We start from the raw sequence: 14,226 nt of genomic DNA on the forward strand, positions 1-14,226 counted from the left end.
CCAGTCTATGAATAAAGAATTCACCATTGTAGGGCAAGGTCTGGCCGGTAGTATTCTAAGCATGCGCATGTATGAGGAAGGTATCCCCTTTAAGGTGATAGATCAACCACATCATTCTCAGTCTTCAAGGATTGCCGCGGGACTATGTAATCCCGTGGTTTTAAAACGACAGAAATGGGTGGCAGATGCTGAGCTCTATTTACCTGCAGCCTTAGATTTCTATCAAAGATGGGAAAGTAATTTAGGATTGAAGTTTCATCATCCCATTGCCCTGGATCATGTTTTTCACAGTGCTGGTGAGGTAAATGACTGGCATGTCAATGCCGGTAAACCCCGGCTTAAAAATCACCTTGCTGCTATTCATCCCAGTACTTTGCCAACAGTGCCTGCTCCACACGGACTAGGAAGACTCGAAGGTGTTTTTTGGTTGGACACTGTCCTATTCCTAAATACCTGGCGGAAATTCTTACTGGATCAAGGGCTATTAATCGAAGATGAATGGCCTATAAATTCTAAAGCTGACTTTCCCCAGCCCACCCTATTTTGTAATGGGCACCTCTTACGCAAAAGTCACCCGCAGATTTCTGAAGCCTTTGCTCCTACAAAAGGCGAAGTTATGATCATTCGAGCAGATAAGCTCCCGGAAGATCGAATGCTTCATGCAGGTGTTTTTACCCTCCCTCTTGGGAATAAAACTTTTAAAGTAGGAGCGAGCTACGCCCACGATAACCTGGATGAGAAGATCAGCAACAAAGGCTTGACTTTCTTAAAAAACAAGTTGGAAGCCTTCTACCAGGGTCCTTACGAGGTCTTAGAGCAATATGCCGGAGTGCGCCCCAACATTAAAGACCGTAAGCCACTATTGGGCCTTATCGGCGAAAGCCAATACAGCTTTAACGGTATGGGTTCTCGTGGAGTTTTAATGGCGCCCTATTTAGCCCAACACTTCCTGGACTATCTTATTAGAGCCTCTCCATTAAAGCCCGAATGGGATCTCCAACGATTTATTTGATATTGGGTCCGCGCTTTTCAGGATTATACTTCACAAATAAATTTAGCCAGGTTATGCGTGATAAACGCAATACCACCGGTGACAAAGCAATAAGCGTTATCGCCAAGGCTATAATAATATCTGTGATCCCAGGATCGTAAATTAAATTCATGACTATATAGGTAGCTACAAACAAAGCCACCGAATAACCATAGCTAACATACATAGCGCCATAAAAGAAAGAAGGCTCTACCTCATAACGCAAGCCACAATGCGAACAGGTTTCATGCATCTTAAACAAGGAACCCAGTTTATAGGGGTTTTTCACTTCAAAAACCTCGCCTTCGTGGCAACGTGGACAGCGCGAATTAAGAATGCTGTACAACTTAGTGCCTTTGGAAAAAATGGACATAATCTAAAAACTATTTTTGCCCCATGCTTGGGATCAATAAACTCATATTACAATTAAATGACCGCATGCTCTTCGATGAGATTTCCTTTTTGGTGAATCCCGGAGAGAAACTAGGTCTGGTAGGAAGTAATGGCGCCGGTAAATCAACTCTGCTTAAAACCATTGCCGGAGAAGCCTCAGTAGATAAAGGAAATATCTCTAAACCCAAAGACTTCAAAATTGGCTACCTCCCACAGGAACTGCCTCTTTATGATGGAAGGACTGTTTGGGAAGAAGCCGAAACTTCACTCGGCGAAATTAAACAACTCCAGGCTGCTATTGATGACATAAATCACCAATTAGCCGAACGCGAAGATTACGAAAGCGACAGTTACCTCAAATTAATTGAAGACCTCAATTTTAATACGGAGCGCTTTAACCTTATTGGTGGTTATACCTATCATGCCGACCTTGAAAAAATTCTGCAGGGGTTAGGCTTTAAAGCCGAAGACTTCCACCGTCAAACCCAGGAATTTAGCGGGGGCTGGCGGATGCGAATCGAACTAGCCAAACTCCTTTTAGCCAAACATGATGTTCTCCTTTTAGATGAGCCCACCAACCACCTGGATATTAATTCCATTATTTGGTTGGAGAACTTCCTGAAGGATTATGAAGGCGCCATAGTTATGGTGTCTCACGACCGGACTTTCCTCGACAATATCACTAAACGTACCGTGGAGATTGTGAATGGAAAGGTATATGACTACCCCGTTCCTTATTCTCGTTTTGTGGCTTTACGCGAAGAACGGAGACAGCTGCAAATGCAAGAACAAAAGAATCAGGAAAAGGAGATCAAGCATACCGAAGAACTCATCGAGAAGTTCCGTTACAAAGCTTCCAAAGCGGCTTTTGCTCAAAATCTGATCAAGAAGTTGGACAAAATGGAGCGCATTGAAATTGACGATGATGACAGTCGTAAAATTAATTTCCGCTTCCCTCCCGCTCCTCGATCTGGGAAAGTGGTCGTAAAGGCCGAAAAGCTCGGTAAGAACTACGGCGAAAAGAAAATCTTTGGTGGAGTAAACCTGGAGGTGATTCGTGGTGAAAGGATTGCCTTTGTAGGCCAAAATGGTCAGGGTAAATCAACCTTAGTAAAAATCATTGCTGATAATTTAAAGCATGAAGGGCACCTGGAATTGGGTCATAATGTAACCTTTGGTTATTATGCTCAAGAACAAGCCAAAACTCTGGATGGCAATAAAACCCTATTGCAAACCATTGAAGATGCGGCACCGGAAGATCTGCGTAAAAAAGCCCGGGACTATTTAGGCGCCTTCCTCTTTAGTGGAGAAGATGTAGATAAGAAGGTAAAGGTCTTAAGTGGCGGCGAAAAAGGACGTTTGGCACTATGTAAACTCCTACTCTTCCCTCATAATTTGCTCATTATGGATGAGCCAACTAACCACTTAGACTTAAAGAGTAAGGATATGCTTAAAAATGCCTTACTGCAATACGATGGTACCTTGGTGGTTGTATCTCACGATCGCCATTTCTTGCAAGGTCTGGCTGATAAGATTTTTGAATTTAAAGATGGACAGGTGAAGGAATTCCTTGGCAATATCGATGAATACTTAGAGGCTCGAAAGCTGGATGATTTCCGTCAACTGGAAAAAAGTAAAGAGGCAGATAAAGTTGCTAAACAAAATGAGCCTAAAGAAAAGCCCGGCCTATCTTATAAAGAGCGTAAGCAATTGGATAAGGATTTGCGCAAGGCAGAAAAGCAGGTCGAAGATTTAGAGCTCTCTATTGAGGCCCTGGAAGCTGAACTGGAAAGTATTGATACCCAGTTACACGACCCTGAACAGTTTAAAGAACTTTCAAAAGAGGTCGACTTTTATGAAAAATATGAAGCGCGAAAAAAAGAGCTTGAGAAAATGATGAAAGACTGGGAGAAAGCTCAACTAGCCTACCATCAATTAGAACAAAAAAAAGCGGAGCTCGATAATTGAGCCCCGCCATTTTCATTTAGTATTTCATAATTCTTTGGCGCGTTCTTCGCTGCCCCTCTTGAATTTCCAGGAGGTAAATCCCTTTATTCAAGTCTGAGAGGCCTAGTCGAGTTTGCAAGCTAGCCTTCTGTTCCAATACTACACGACCATTAAGATCATAGATTCGAATAGTAGCTTGCTCCCCCATTCCTTCAATGCTTAATTCAGAGTGAACAGGATTAGGGTAAATCTCATAAGAAGCAAAATCATCATCCAACAATCCCACCATACTACTGCAAGAAGTACTCAGACTATCGAAGAAGAACACCGCCGCTTCGATTGATGGTGCCACGCAGCCACCGTGATTAAAAGCTCCTCTCCCAATGGCATGCACATCTGTTGCCCCTTTGGCGGTCATGGCAGCATAAGCATCCAAAGCGTTTTGATAGTTTACCTGCTCATCATTAGTACAATAGTACATGCGCAGTTTTGTATTTGGGCGCCAATCGTGATTGGAATTATCATTTAAAATCGTCCACAGCCAATGTTGTTGATTTACGGTATCATCCACAAAGGCTTGTACTACTGAGTCTTCCAAATAATCCCGTACTCGAGACGGTAGCTTATTATTTACCGAATCCATGGGATAGGTACCATCTAAATAAGGAGGGATCATTACATCATAGGGCGCCTTTAGGATTTCCGATGGGTTAGAGAAAAAGATTCCCCCATAGGCATGGTTCATTCCTAAAAGGAGGTACACCACATAACCAGGATTGCTATAGGGTTGATTGTTGATGAATACTGAAGCTTGAGACCCGGCTAAATTATACGGTCCGCTAGCGGGGGCAGCTCCTACTACATTAAACTCAGTTTCCAGATTATTATCCTGAATGTATTTAGCCGTTGCCATTGCGGCATGACCACCTTGAGAATAACCGGTAATAAACACTTCAGAGTTCAAATTATAGCTGGCAATACTATCAGCCAAAGCTTCACGCACGGCGCGCATCATATCTATGCTAGCAGTAGCTTCCGTTTCAGCATGAACATAAGGATGTAAGCCAGGGCTATCGCCCAATCCTAAATAGTCGGGCATCACACAAACATATCCGCGACTGGCGAATACCTTTCCGATAATGGATTCAAAGTTATTGCGACTGGGAACATCATCGCGTTCCAAAACAGTACCATGATCATAGAGTACAATTCCAATACTATCGCAAGGCACCAAGGGCACAGACATCAAGCCCGATGCAGTGCTGGGATTGCCATCCACATCCGGAGTTTGGTAGAGGATTTTGTAATTGGCCACATCATACTTGGCACGACCGTTTGCCACAAAGTTGATGGTAAACTTTGAGGTAGTATCTAAGGGAATTATAGAGATTAAACTTTGGGCTTCCGCTCCTAAAGTCAATGCAAACAATAAGACAAGGGATAGTAGTTTTCGCATAGCAATAATTTGCGGGGAAGTTACGGATTTCGACTATCAAGCTTTAATTAAAGAATTGAGACTTATTGTATAAGATAAAAAAAGCCCTGAGGTATAGGTCAGGGCTTCAATGTTTTAGGCTAGTAAATATCGCCTAAGTGATTTCGATTAATATTTATTCAACCACTAATCTTTTTCGCAGGATAGCCTGATCGAATTCAATTTCCAATACATAGGAACCTGGAACTAAACTGTGATTAATACGCCAACTTGGTTGATCCCGAGCTAAATCTCGGCTCATTAAAACGGTTCCATTTGTGGCATAGATTTTCAATTTCCCTCCACTTTCCAGCTCAGAAACCCCTTCGTACTGAAGCTCAAAGAACTGACGGCTTGGATTTGGAAAAAGATTCCAATTTTCAGCATTTAGAGAAATAGGCTTTAAACCTAATCCTGAGCTTTGTACAATATTACTTTCAGCAACCGATTTACCGCAAGCACCACCATAAGCCTGAACCAGATATTGCCCTGGAATTACTTGATTGGACAAGCTAATAGTAGTGGTACTAATCTGTTGAATAGTATCCAGGACTTGCCATCCATTACCATCATTAAAATTGCCATAGATTAAATAATACCAGAACTTTTGAGGATTAATTTGTGCCGCGCTCCAAGCCAAATCCACTGTATTAGTTGAATCCGCCCCAACAAAAGTCAATACTGGAGACTGTAAAGTGTCATCATAAAGTTCCACCTCAATAGTAATGGAACTTTGCCCGGGTGAGGGGCAGGCATCATCGGTTAAACTGATGTAGAAGGTATATTTCTGATTGGCACTTCCATTCAAATTACTAATCACGTGGGAGCAGTTTGGATTCCATTTAAAGCGGGCCTGATTTCCCAAAGTCGAACAAAAACTATTGCTTGAGTTCATAGAATAGAGCCTGGCACAGGGGCTTGGACCTCCACATCCATTAGTATCTGTGAAATCCAATGGATTAAGCATCAAACCACTTGCATTATAGCAAGAAGCTTGCAAACTCATATTAGGATTCATATCCGTTTCCAAGCCCAATAAATCCAGTTCTACACTATCGCCAATTGGCACTTGAACTTTATAAATCCCATTTTGAAAACTAAAAGGAGAATATGAATTTACACTATCTACTTGCAAAGTAGGCGCCGTATTATTAGCCGATGCATTACATGCCGCAGTGCTTAAAAAATAGGCCGGCGCATCTCTTACAACTTCAGCAATAAGCTGACTATCTCGATAGGCTTTTATCCCCAAACCCATGATATACCAGCCACTGCTGGGAGATTGGCTTGCTCCACTTAATACTCCAGTTTGTGAATTTAAATTAGGCCCGACATTAGCCGCGTTCTGACTAGGGTTCGGAAGCGGTGCACTGGAATGGTAACCTGCGGTGTAATTACCAGGAGAGGAAGCACCAGTATATGGCAAAGCCCAATAAATATGCAAAGAATCCGAATCCAAATCAAAGGGTTTAGAGGAATAGCTATAGCTGGTATTCGGGCAAAATATGGTTGCTGCTGGTTCACCAAAGGCTGGTCCATTATCATAACAAATACTTACATCATTCGGAATTGTTTGGCCAGGTGCTGTATAGGGGTACATTTTAGACCTCAAATAAATACTGGAAATATTTGAGTTTTCCGATGCAGGACGACAACAATTAGTCCAGGAAAACTCCCAACCAAAAGAAGGAGGCGTTCCGCTTAAGCTCAGTGGACTGCTGCGATATACACCCATTTCAATGGCTCCATAATCGCCTGCTGCACAGCTTAGACAAGCCGGTCCGCCATTTCCAGGCGTAATATCACCGGACAGAGCAGGAACAAAATTGCACATTATTGTCCCAGCCGGGCCCTGTATAAATTGAGATCCAGTTGGAAGAACCGGACCGGCACAATCTCGATAGATAACCAAGGTGAATATGTACATCGAATCATTGGCACATTCCCAGGTGATTTCGCCCCCCAGGATATGAGCGGCATTGATATTGAAAGAAAAAGCCGCGGTAATTAGTACAACCGCAATTCTTTTAAAGGCTAGCATAAACTCAGATTTGCCTTAAAGATAGGCAGATCTTAGAATCTGAGCTCTTTGAAAGGTTCCATGCCGATTAAAGCTTGCTGAAAAGTTCTATGGCTTTATTTAAAATCCAGGTCTCAAAAAAAAGCCCGGAAAATATCCAGGCTTGAATAACTAATTTGATCTTCGGGTTCTAAAGTTTCTGGCGGGCATAATCATTATGGAGCTTATCCGCGCGAACCAAAAGTCTTGTTGACCTACCCTCCAATCTCCGTAAATATCTTGGTAGCGTCCACTATAATTGGCATCTTCAAAGATCCGTACTACATAGCCACGTGGTACGTATATAGCGTTGATGCAATCATTGAAGTCAAAGCCATACTGACGACTTACAGTCCAGTTCCCATTTAGTACCATTTGCCGACCTTGAAAAAACTGATCGTAAACAATTACCTGGCTTCCGGTTGCAGAGCGTGGAAAACGTGGAAGGGCCTGTCTTCTTTGGACGATACGAATACTTCGAATTCGATTTCTTAGTAAATAGGCTCCGGCTCCACTTCCATCCCAAGAGCTGTTTAAAACAACAGGATCACCGTTAAATTTCCGATGACGATACACCCACAACTCATAGCCTCTGGGAATGATTATACTTTCGATAGTAAAGCAGAAGTCGCGATCCAATTCACATGACCAATCTCCATTAATGATCAAAGCTTCACCTCGAAACCCAGGTTCTTTGAAAAGGGTAACCTCAGCTTCAGAATGGGGATTGGAATGATGAGGTTTGCGATGATCATAATCCAAGAAGGTCGATGCCCTTAAGGGCTGTAAAGCCAGGCAAGCAAAAACGAAAAGGAAAATTGACTTTTTCATAAGGCATGAATTTGATCTGATAAAGACCAAATCTGTGCCATTGCTTTCGCTGATCGATTTCACTTAGGGAAAGAGCTGAAAAACTTCTGAAAGGTTGGCCTTAGCCTGAGTAAAAGAAAAAAGGAGTAGCCCCGGCGAGAATCGAACTCGCATCTAAAGTTTAGGAAACTTCTATTCTATCCATTGAACTACGGGGCCAAGCCACAAAGGTCTGAAGCCTTTTCCTTATCTGCAATGGCTTCAGTAATAATATTAGTTATGGCCCATTTCACTGGATTATCTCATCCAACCTTCAATCTTATAGCTTTTAGATAAAAGCATCCTTTCTGTTTGGGACTTTTCACTTTTATACCACAATTCAAATCGAGCAGCATAAGGTTTACCCCAATCTCCTTCATAAATAGTGAAATGATCCGATAGGCGAAAAAGCTTAAAGGAGTCACTAGCATTAAAAACCTTCATTCTTGACCTTAAGGCTAAGCTGTTGACAGATAATGGATCAACTTGACTAAGCTCAAAGACCTTCAAATAAACAAAGCCGCTGTCTAAATTGGCCAGCCAAGCATGATAGCTATAAATGCCCGGTTGGGATTGGGAAACTATTTCAAAGTCTATTTGATCCTTTAGTATTTGACTAATACTATCTGCCTGATCCTTCTTAGTAACTAATTGACCTGACTTTTCCCCTAATGGTTCGTATAAATGCAAGCCTGCAGGAATTTCTAAATCATCTGCATAATAATCATAAGGTGAATTATAGAATAATAAGCCTCCGATAATCATCCCAATACAAGTGAGTAGGCCTGTTAAAGTAAGTTGGACCAAGCCCCCTTTATAATCCTTGCGTAAAAGTCTTCGCAAGGATAGTATTCCAGACATAAAAATGGCGGGCCAAGGCAAAATAAGAGCAATTAAGTGGATCGAAAAACCACTGGAAACCTTAATTATAAAAACTCCAATTAATCCAAAGAGGATAATGCTATAAACTGGGAGATACCATTTTTCAAGATAAAACTGTAGAAGGCTTTTCATACCGATAGTATCCTTATAAATCCTAGCTATGCTAGATTTCAGATTATTCATCCAGGTTTCAAAACAACCTAAATGCTCCATTATTGAAGCAATCTTAAAGCAAAGAAGCTAAAGCACAAGAATATATCAAAATGAAATGGTGAAATGCTATTGAAACAAAAAGTAGCCCCGGCAGGAATCGAACCTGCATCTCAAGCTCCGGAAACTTGCATACTATCCATTGTACTACGGAGCCAATTTTTCTTTCAATACAAAAAGAACTCCTGCCTGTAAATTGGAGTCAATTTAGCGAAGGCAATTGAGGGCTGCAAAAATAGTACTTGTCGTGAGAATGACAGACTTCATGCACTAACTTTGTCCAAAACACTAACATGAACACCCCTTTCAATCCCTGGCACTCTGTTTCACCAGGCGACAAAATCCCTTCCTACGTTAACGGCATTATTGAAATCCCACAAAATACTCGCGCCAAATACGAATTAGACAAAGACTCTGGCTTACTGAAAATGGATCGGGTACTCTACTCATCCATGTACTACCCCGCCAATTACGGTTTTATCCCTCAAACCTATTGCGATGATAAAGACCCCCTCGATATTCTAGTGCTTTCCCAAATCACGGTAGTGCCCATGTGTATGGTTTCGGCTCGGGTTATTGGCGTTATGCGAATGCTCGACGGTGGAGAATTAGACGATAAAATCATTGCCGTAGCCGAAAATGATATGAGTGTCAACCATATTCACGATATTTCAGAATTACCTGTGCATTTTTTAAAGGAGCTTAAAAACTTCTTTGAAGACTATAAAAAACTGGAAAACAAAACTGTGGAGGTTGAGGATTTTCAAAATGCGGAAATTGCCAGGAAAATTGTTCTCCAAAGCCTGGAGGACTATAAAAAATACAGGGCCAATAACTAAGCTAAAGCCTTATGCGTAAAACACTTTTCTGGATCTTGGGTATCGCCCTGATCTTACTCATCGGATGGATCACTTTCCTATATTTTGGCACCTATTCTGAAGGAGTGCGGGCAGGCACAGTGATCAAACTCTCTCGCAAAGGAGTGCTGTTTAAAACCTGGGAAGGACAACTTAACATTCGCTCTTTCGGCGCAGTTAACAGCAATAACAACCTATCTGAGACTTTCGAGTTTTCCATAGAAAGTGATCAAGAGCACATAATTAAAACCCTGGAAGAGGTTTCACTTTCCGGAGAACGTGTTAACTTACACTATATCGAAAGATACCGAGTTTTACCTTGGAGAGGAAGCACGCGCTATTTCATCACTAAAATTGAGCGCAGCCCTCAGAAAAAGCCTGCTTCAGAAGAAGACCCGGAACGAGCCCCCTTTAATTAAGAATGTCTTATAAGCAGTTTAGAGAAATAGTATACGGACAAGAAGGTGAATTTGATCTCAAAGAAATCATCTTCCACCAAATCTGTTTTATCAGTGCTATAGCCCTTAGCATTGGCCTGCTTCTTTCCATAAATATCCGTCAATGGGATCTGGTGCTGGTTATTTTAGGCACCCAATTAGTGTTGATCCTTAGTTATTGGTTTTCAAGGGTAATGGGCAATTTTAAAGTAGGATGGTTCATCTTTATGATCACCTCCTATGCCCTATTTGCCTTCAACTATTTTCTGAATAGTGGTATTAATGGTACCACTACTGTTCTAAGCTTTATGACTCTTTCCATGCTCTTTGCTACCACTCAAAGCAAACAGCATTGGTTTTGGACCGTCATCCATGGCATTGTTTTTTCCGGTCTGCTTCTCTACGAATACAATTTCGGACGCGAATATATCGTTAGCTACGAATCCGAAGAGCTACGCTATATCGATACGGTATTCAGCTACCTCCTTACCCTGGGGCTTTTCTTTTTAGTCTTCCGACTGATCCGACAGGCCTATGAAATGCAACGTCAAAAAGTTGAAGACCAAAAAGTTGAATTGCAACAAAATCAAAAGGAACTCCAAGAAAGCTATAAAGAGCTAACCAAAGTGCTTTCCATCATTGCGCATGATGTTCGGAATCCCTTAGCCTCCATAGAAAGCTATCTTGAATTAGCCCGAGATGGTGCCATTCCGGAAGAAGACCGCATGGAACTCAAAGGAGAACTCTTGAAAATGGTTCAGAACACCTCACATATGTTGGATGACATGGTAAATTGGTCGAAATCCAAAATAGCAGGAAATCAGGCCAACTTTCATCTCGTAAGTCTGGGAAGCTGGCTAAATCAAACTGTGGAGCATTTGAGGGGAATGGCAAAAGCCAAAGGCATTCTATTTAAGGATGATTACAATGGTCAGGAAAAGGTTTTTTGCGATCCGATTTTAATGACGGTAGTTATCCGTAACCTATTGCAAAATGCCATTAAATTCACCGCCAGCGGTAAAGAAATCGCATTGAAGGTCCGTAGTTCCAAAAATGCCGTACTCTTTACTGTGCAAGACCAGGGCCTGGGCATATCCGCTGAAAAGCAAAAAAACCTGTTTAGTGGACGTACAGAAAGCGTTCCGGGCACCCAACAGGAACGCGGCAGCGGCTTCGGATTATTAATCGTAAAAGAGTACGTCGACCTACATCAGGGTCGTATCAGTGTAGAAAGCAGTCCTGGAAAAGGCAGCACCTTTACCGTTTCTATTCCTTTTATGCCGCACTAAGCCTGACTGATCGCATCGTCGATAAAATCCATAAAAGGAATTGCAGCAGCAAAAGCCTCCTTAAGTTCCCTCAAGCCTTTTGCCGTAAAAATGGCCTCATCCTCAAGCTGTTTCATGATTAACAGGTCCTTGTGTTTCAGTAGCTCTATATGAGGATGATCCAATTCAAAACCCTTGGGATTTCTTTGAAGCTTATCACCTCTAAAAGCACCAAACACCTTCTTAAACTGCGGATCTTCTTCAATAGTTTTCAATTCATCTCCACGCAGATCAATTAAGTCGCGCAATGCCAAAAGATGCTCCTTGGCGGGATGATACAAGCCTGTGCCAATAAATAAATTCCCCGGCTCAATATGTAAATAGAAGTCGCCATAATCTGGCCCTCTCCTTTTCACCATAAGAGCGAAATTGGTCTTATAGGGTGGTTTATCGGGATGAAAACGACGGTTATTATTTATTCTCGCCAAGTACTTTTTAGGGTCCATCATGGTCATGGGATAGACCTCAGCAAAGCTTTCCTGGATTTGACCGGCATAGTCAATCAAACCTTGCCGAATTTCCTGATACCATTTGCGATTGGCATCCATCCACTCTTTGGTATTGTGGACTTTTAAGGCTTCTAAGAATTGGTAGGTATCAGGATGTGGTGCTTTCATACTATCGGATTACCGCACCATTAGGCATTTCTACGGGTGCTGAAGTGAAATTAAGATTTCCCTCCGAATCTTCTGCCATTAATATCATTCCCTGGCTCATTACTCCTCTTAATTTTCGAGGGGCCAGATTCACCACCACAGAAACCTTGGTACCGGGCAAATCCTCAGGCTGAAAATACTGGGCGATCCCACTTACAATACTCCGCTTTTCAAAGCCTAAATCTACTTCCAGATGTAAGAGCTTATCCGCCTTCTTCACTTTTTGAGCACTGATAATGGTTCCCACCCGGATATCAAGTTTAGTAAAATCTTCAAACTGTATTTCTTCCTTCAAAGCTTCGTATTGAGGTTCGGCCTTGGCGGCAGATGCGGCTTCCAATTTGGCTTTCTGTGCTCCAATGGTCTCATCTTCAATTTTAGAAAAGAGATGTCCTCCACTTTGAATACGATGACCAGCTTTTAGCAATTCCTCACTATTGCAATCCTCCCAAGCCAATGCATCAATTTTTAGATCGCTCTGCAAACGATTAGCACTAAAGGGCATGAAAGGCTCCATCACTTGTGCTAATTGGGCACAAATTTGCGCCGCTACATAGAGGATTGTTCCCGCTCGCTCCGGGTCTTCCTTAATTTTCTTCCAAGGCTCCTGATCCGCCAGGTATTTATTCCCTAATCGGGCCAAGCCCATCATCCGGCTTAAAGCCTCCCGGAATCGATAGCTTTCCAAAGATTCGGCAATCGAAGCGGGTGTAGCTGCCATTGAGGCTAAGGCCTCTTTATCTTCGCTGGTGAAAGCTCCTGCTTGGGGGATTTCACCTTCATAGTACTTCTGCATTAAGACCTGCACCCGATTCACAAAATTGCCCAAAATCGCAACCAACTCACTGTTATTACGTGTCTGGAAATCGCTCCAGGTAAAATCATTATCCTTACTCTCGGGAGCCGTAGCAGTTAGAACGTAGCGCAATACATCTTCCTTGCCCTCGAAATCCTCGAGGTACTCATGTAACCAAACCGCCCAATTACGGCTGGTAGAAATTTTGCGTCCCTCCAAATTGAGAAACTCATTGGCTGGCACTTCATCCGCTAAATGAAAACCACCGTGCTCCATCAACATCGCCGGGAAAATGATGCAATGGAAAACAATATTATCCTTACCGATAAAGTGCACCAATTTGGTATCGTCCTTAGTCCAATAGTCTTCCCAAGCGTCTCCCAACAATTCCTTGGTAGCCGAAATATACCCGATAGGTGCATCGAACCATACATACAATACCTTGCCCTCCGCATCATCAAGAGGAACGGGAATACCCCAATCCAAATCACGGGTCATGCTGCGGGCCTGTAAACCATCTCCACTATCCAGCCAACTCATACATTGACCATAGACATTAGGCTTCCAGTTTTTATGAGATTGGATATAATCTTTGATCTTGCCACTTAAGTGATCTAATGGCAGGAACCAGTGCTTGGTTTCTTTTAAAATAGGCTCTGCTCCGCTTAAACGACTCTTAGGCTTGATAAGATCGGTTGGACTTAAAGAAGTCCCACAGTTTTCGCATTGATCGCCATAAGCCTCTCCAAAGTGACAGTTGGGACATTCGCCCACAATAAATCGATCGGCAATAAACTGCCCTGCTTCCGGGTCGAAATACTGCTGCGTTACCTTTTCCTCTAAAGATCCTTTTTCATAGAGCTTGGTAAAAAAGTCCTGGGCAGTTTTATGGTGAATCTCCTTACTGGTGCGCGAAAACACATCGAAACTGATCCCGATTTTATCCAGCGAATCACGAATAATTGCATGGTAACGATCGACAATCTCCCGAGGTTCGGCTCCTTCACTTTGCGCCTTCATATTGATGGCCGCTCCATGTTCATCCGTTCCACAAACGAAAATGAGCTCTTTGCCATTTTTACGCAGGTACCGGGCGTATATGTCCGAAGGCAAATAACATCCGGCCAGGTGACCGATATGTACTGGACCATTAGCATAAGGGAGGGCTGCAGTAATAGTATAGCGCGAAATCTCGGAAGACATACATTCAATTTAGCCCACAAAAGTAAGAATTGCGCGGCCTCCGCAATTGCCGATCAGCAAAGGAATTAAATTCCAAAACTCAGGTCATTCGCAGCAGCTTAACGA

Annotated in this window: 12 protein-coding genes and 2 tRNA genes; 5 read left to right on the forward strand and 9 right to left on the reverse strand. The window is 42.5% G+C overall.

What is annotated here, in order from left to right; all coding sequences use genetic code 11:
* Positions 1–7 precede the first annotated feature (7 nt).
* Positions 8–1,012, forward strand: a complete 1,005-nt coding sequence (locus tag ACO05P_RS10140) for an NAD(P)/FAD-dependent oxidoreductase (RefSeq protein ID WP_421750578.1) — start codon at positions 8–10, stop codon at positions 1,010–1,012.
* On the opposite strand, the gene ACO05P_RS10145 is transcribed toward ACO05P_RS10140, so the two are convergent.
* Positions 1,005–1,403, reverse strand: coding sequence for a DUF983 domain-containing protein (locus ACO05P_RS10145; RefSeq protein ID WP_421750580.1), 399 nt, complete (start codon positions 1,401–1,403; stop codon positions 1,005–1,007). The two genes, ACO05P_RS10140 and ACO05P_RS10145, sit on opposite strands and share 8 nt — an antisense overlap.
* Before the next feature lie 23 nt (positions 1,404–1,426).
* Between ACO05P_RS10145 and ACO05P_RS10150 the strand changes: the two genes are divergently transcribed.
* The gene (locus tag ACO05P_RS10150) at positions 1,427–3,391 is read left to right on the forward strand and encodes an ABC-F family ATP-binding cassette domain-containing protein (RefSeq protein ID WP_421750581.1); all 1,965 of its coding nucleotides are present in this window, start codon (positions 1,427–1,429) and stop codon (positions 3,389–3,391) included.
* Between the two features lie 16 nt (positions 3,392–3,407).
* On the opposite strand, the gene ACO05P_RS10155 is transcribed toward ACO05P_RS10150, so the two are convergent.
* The 6 genes from ACO05P_RS10155 to ACO05P_RS10180 all read right to left on the reverse strand — a co-directional run bounded on the left by ACO05P_RS10155 (position 3,408) and on the right by ACO05P_RS10180 (position 9,001).
* Positions 3,408–4,826, reverse strand: coding sequence for an alpha/beta fold hydrolase (locus ACO05P_RS10155; RefSeq protein WP_421750583.1), 1,419 nt, complete (start codon positions 4,824–4,826; stop codon positions 3,408–3,410).
* A 154-nt stretch (positions 4,827–4,980) separates the two neighbouring features.
* Complete coding sequence (locus ACO05P_RS10160) at positions 4,981–6,885, reverse strand: T9SS type A sorting domain-containing protein (protein ID WP_421750584.1); 1,905 nt, start codon at positions 6,883–6,885, stop codon at positions 4,981–4,983.
* A gap of 150 nt (positions 6,886–7,035) precedes the next feature.
* Entirely contained in the window at positions 7,036–7,734 is a 699-nt protein-coding gene (locus ACO05P_RS10165; RefSeq protein WP_421750586.1) for a hypothetical protein, read from the reverse strand.
* Positions 7,735–7,860: 126 nt separating this feature from the next.
* Positions 7,861–7,932 (reverse strand) — tRNA-Arg (locus ACO05P_RS10170).
* 78 nt (positions 7,933–8,010) lie between these two features.
* Positions 8,011–8,766: a hypothetical protein gene (locus ACO05P_RS10175; protein WP_421750587.1), complete on the reverse strand. Its 756-nt coding sequence runs from the start codon at positions 8,764–8,766 to the stop codon at positions 8,011–8,013.
* A gap of 163 nt (positions 8,767–8,929) precedes the next feature.
* Positions 8,930–9,001 (reverse strand) — tRNA-Arg (locus ACO05P_RS10180).
* Positions 9,002–9,137: 136 nt separating this feature from the next.
* Between ACO05P_RS10180 and ACO05P_RS10185 the strand changes: the two genes are divergently transcribed.
* From ACO05P_RS10185 to ACO05P_RS10195, 3 genes are read left to right on the forward strand one after another with little or no spacing between them, the layout of a single operon-like run.
* Positions 9,138–9,683, forward strand: coding sequence for an inorganic diphosphatase (locus ACO05P_RS10185; protein ID WP_421750588.1), 546 nt, complete (start codon positions 9,138–9,140; stop codon positions 9,681–9,683).
* An 11-nt stretch (positions 9,684–9,694) separates the two neighbouring features.
* Positions 9,695–10,120 (forward strand): 6-phosphogluconate dehydrogenase, encoded by a 426-nt coding sequence (locus tag ACO05P_RS10190; protein WP_421750589.1) that lies wholly within the window; start codon positions 9,695–9,697, stop codon positions 10,118–10,120.
* 2 nt (positions 10,121–10,122) lie between these two features.
* Positions 10,123–11,427: a sensor histidine kinase gene (locus ACO05P_RS10195; RefSeq protein WP_421750591.1), complete on the forward strand. Its 1,305-nt coding sequence runs from the start codon at positions 10,123–10,125 to the stop codon at positions 11,425–11,427.
* Here the strand turns inward: ACO05P_RS10195 and ACO05P_RS10200 are convergent.
* Positions 11,424–12,083 carry a DUF2461 domain-containing protein gene (locus ACO05P_RS10200; protein WP_421750592.1) on the reverse strand — a complete coding sequence of 220 codons (660 nt, stop codon included), beginning with the start codon at positions 12,081–12,083 and terminating at the stop codon, positions 11,424–11,426. The genes ACO05P_RS10195 and ACO05P_RS10200 overlap by 4 nt on opposite strands.
* Before the next feature lies 1 nt (position 12,084).
* The gene (metG, locus tag ACO05P_RS10205; RefSeq protein WP_421750594.1) at positions 12,085–14,121 is read right to left on the reverse strand and encodes a methionine--tRNA ligase; all 2,037 of its coding nucleotides are present in this window, start codon (positions 14,119–14,121) and stop codon (positions 12,085–12,087) included.
* Between the last annotated feature and the right edge of the window lie 105 nt (positions 14,122–14,226).

The organism is Croceimicrobium sp., assembly GCF_965228705.1.
Lineage (GTDB): Bacteria > Bacteroidota > Bacteroidia > Flavobacteriales > Schleiferiaceae > Croceimicrobium.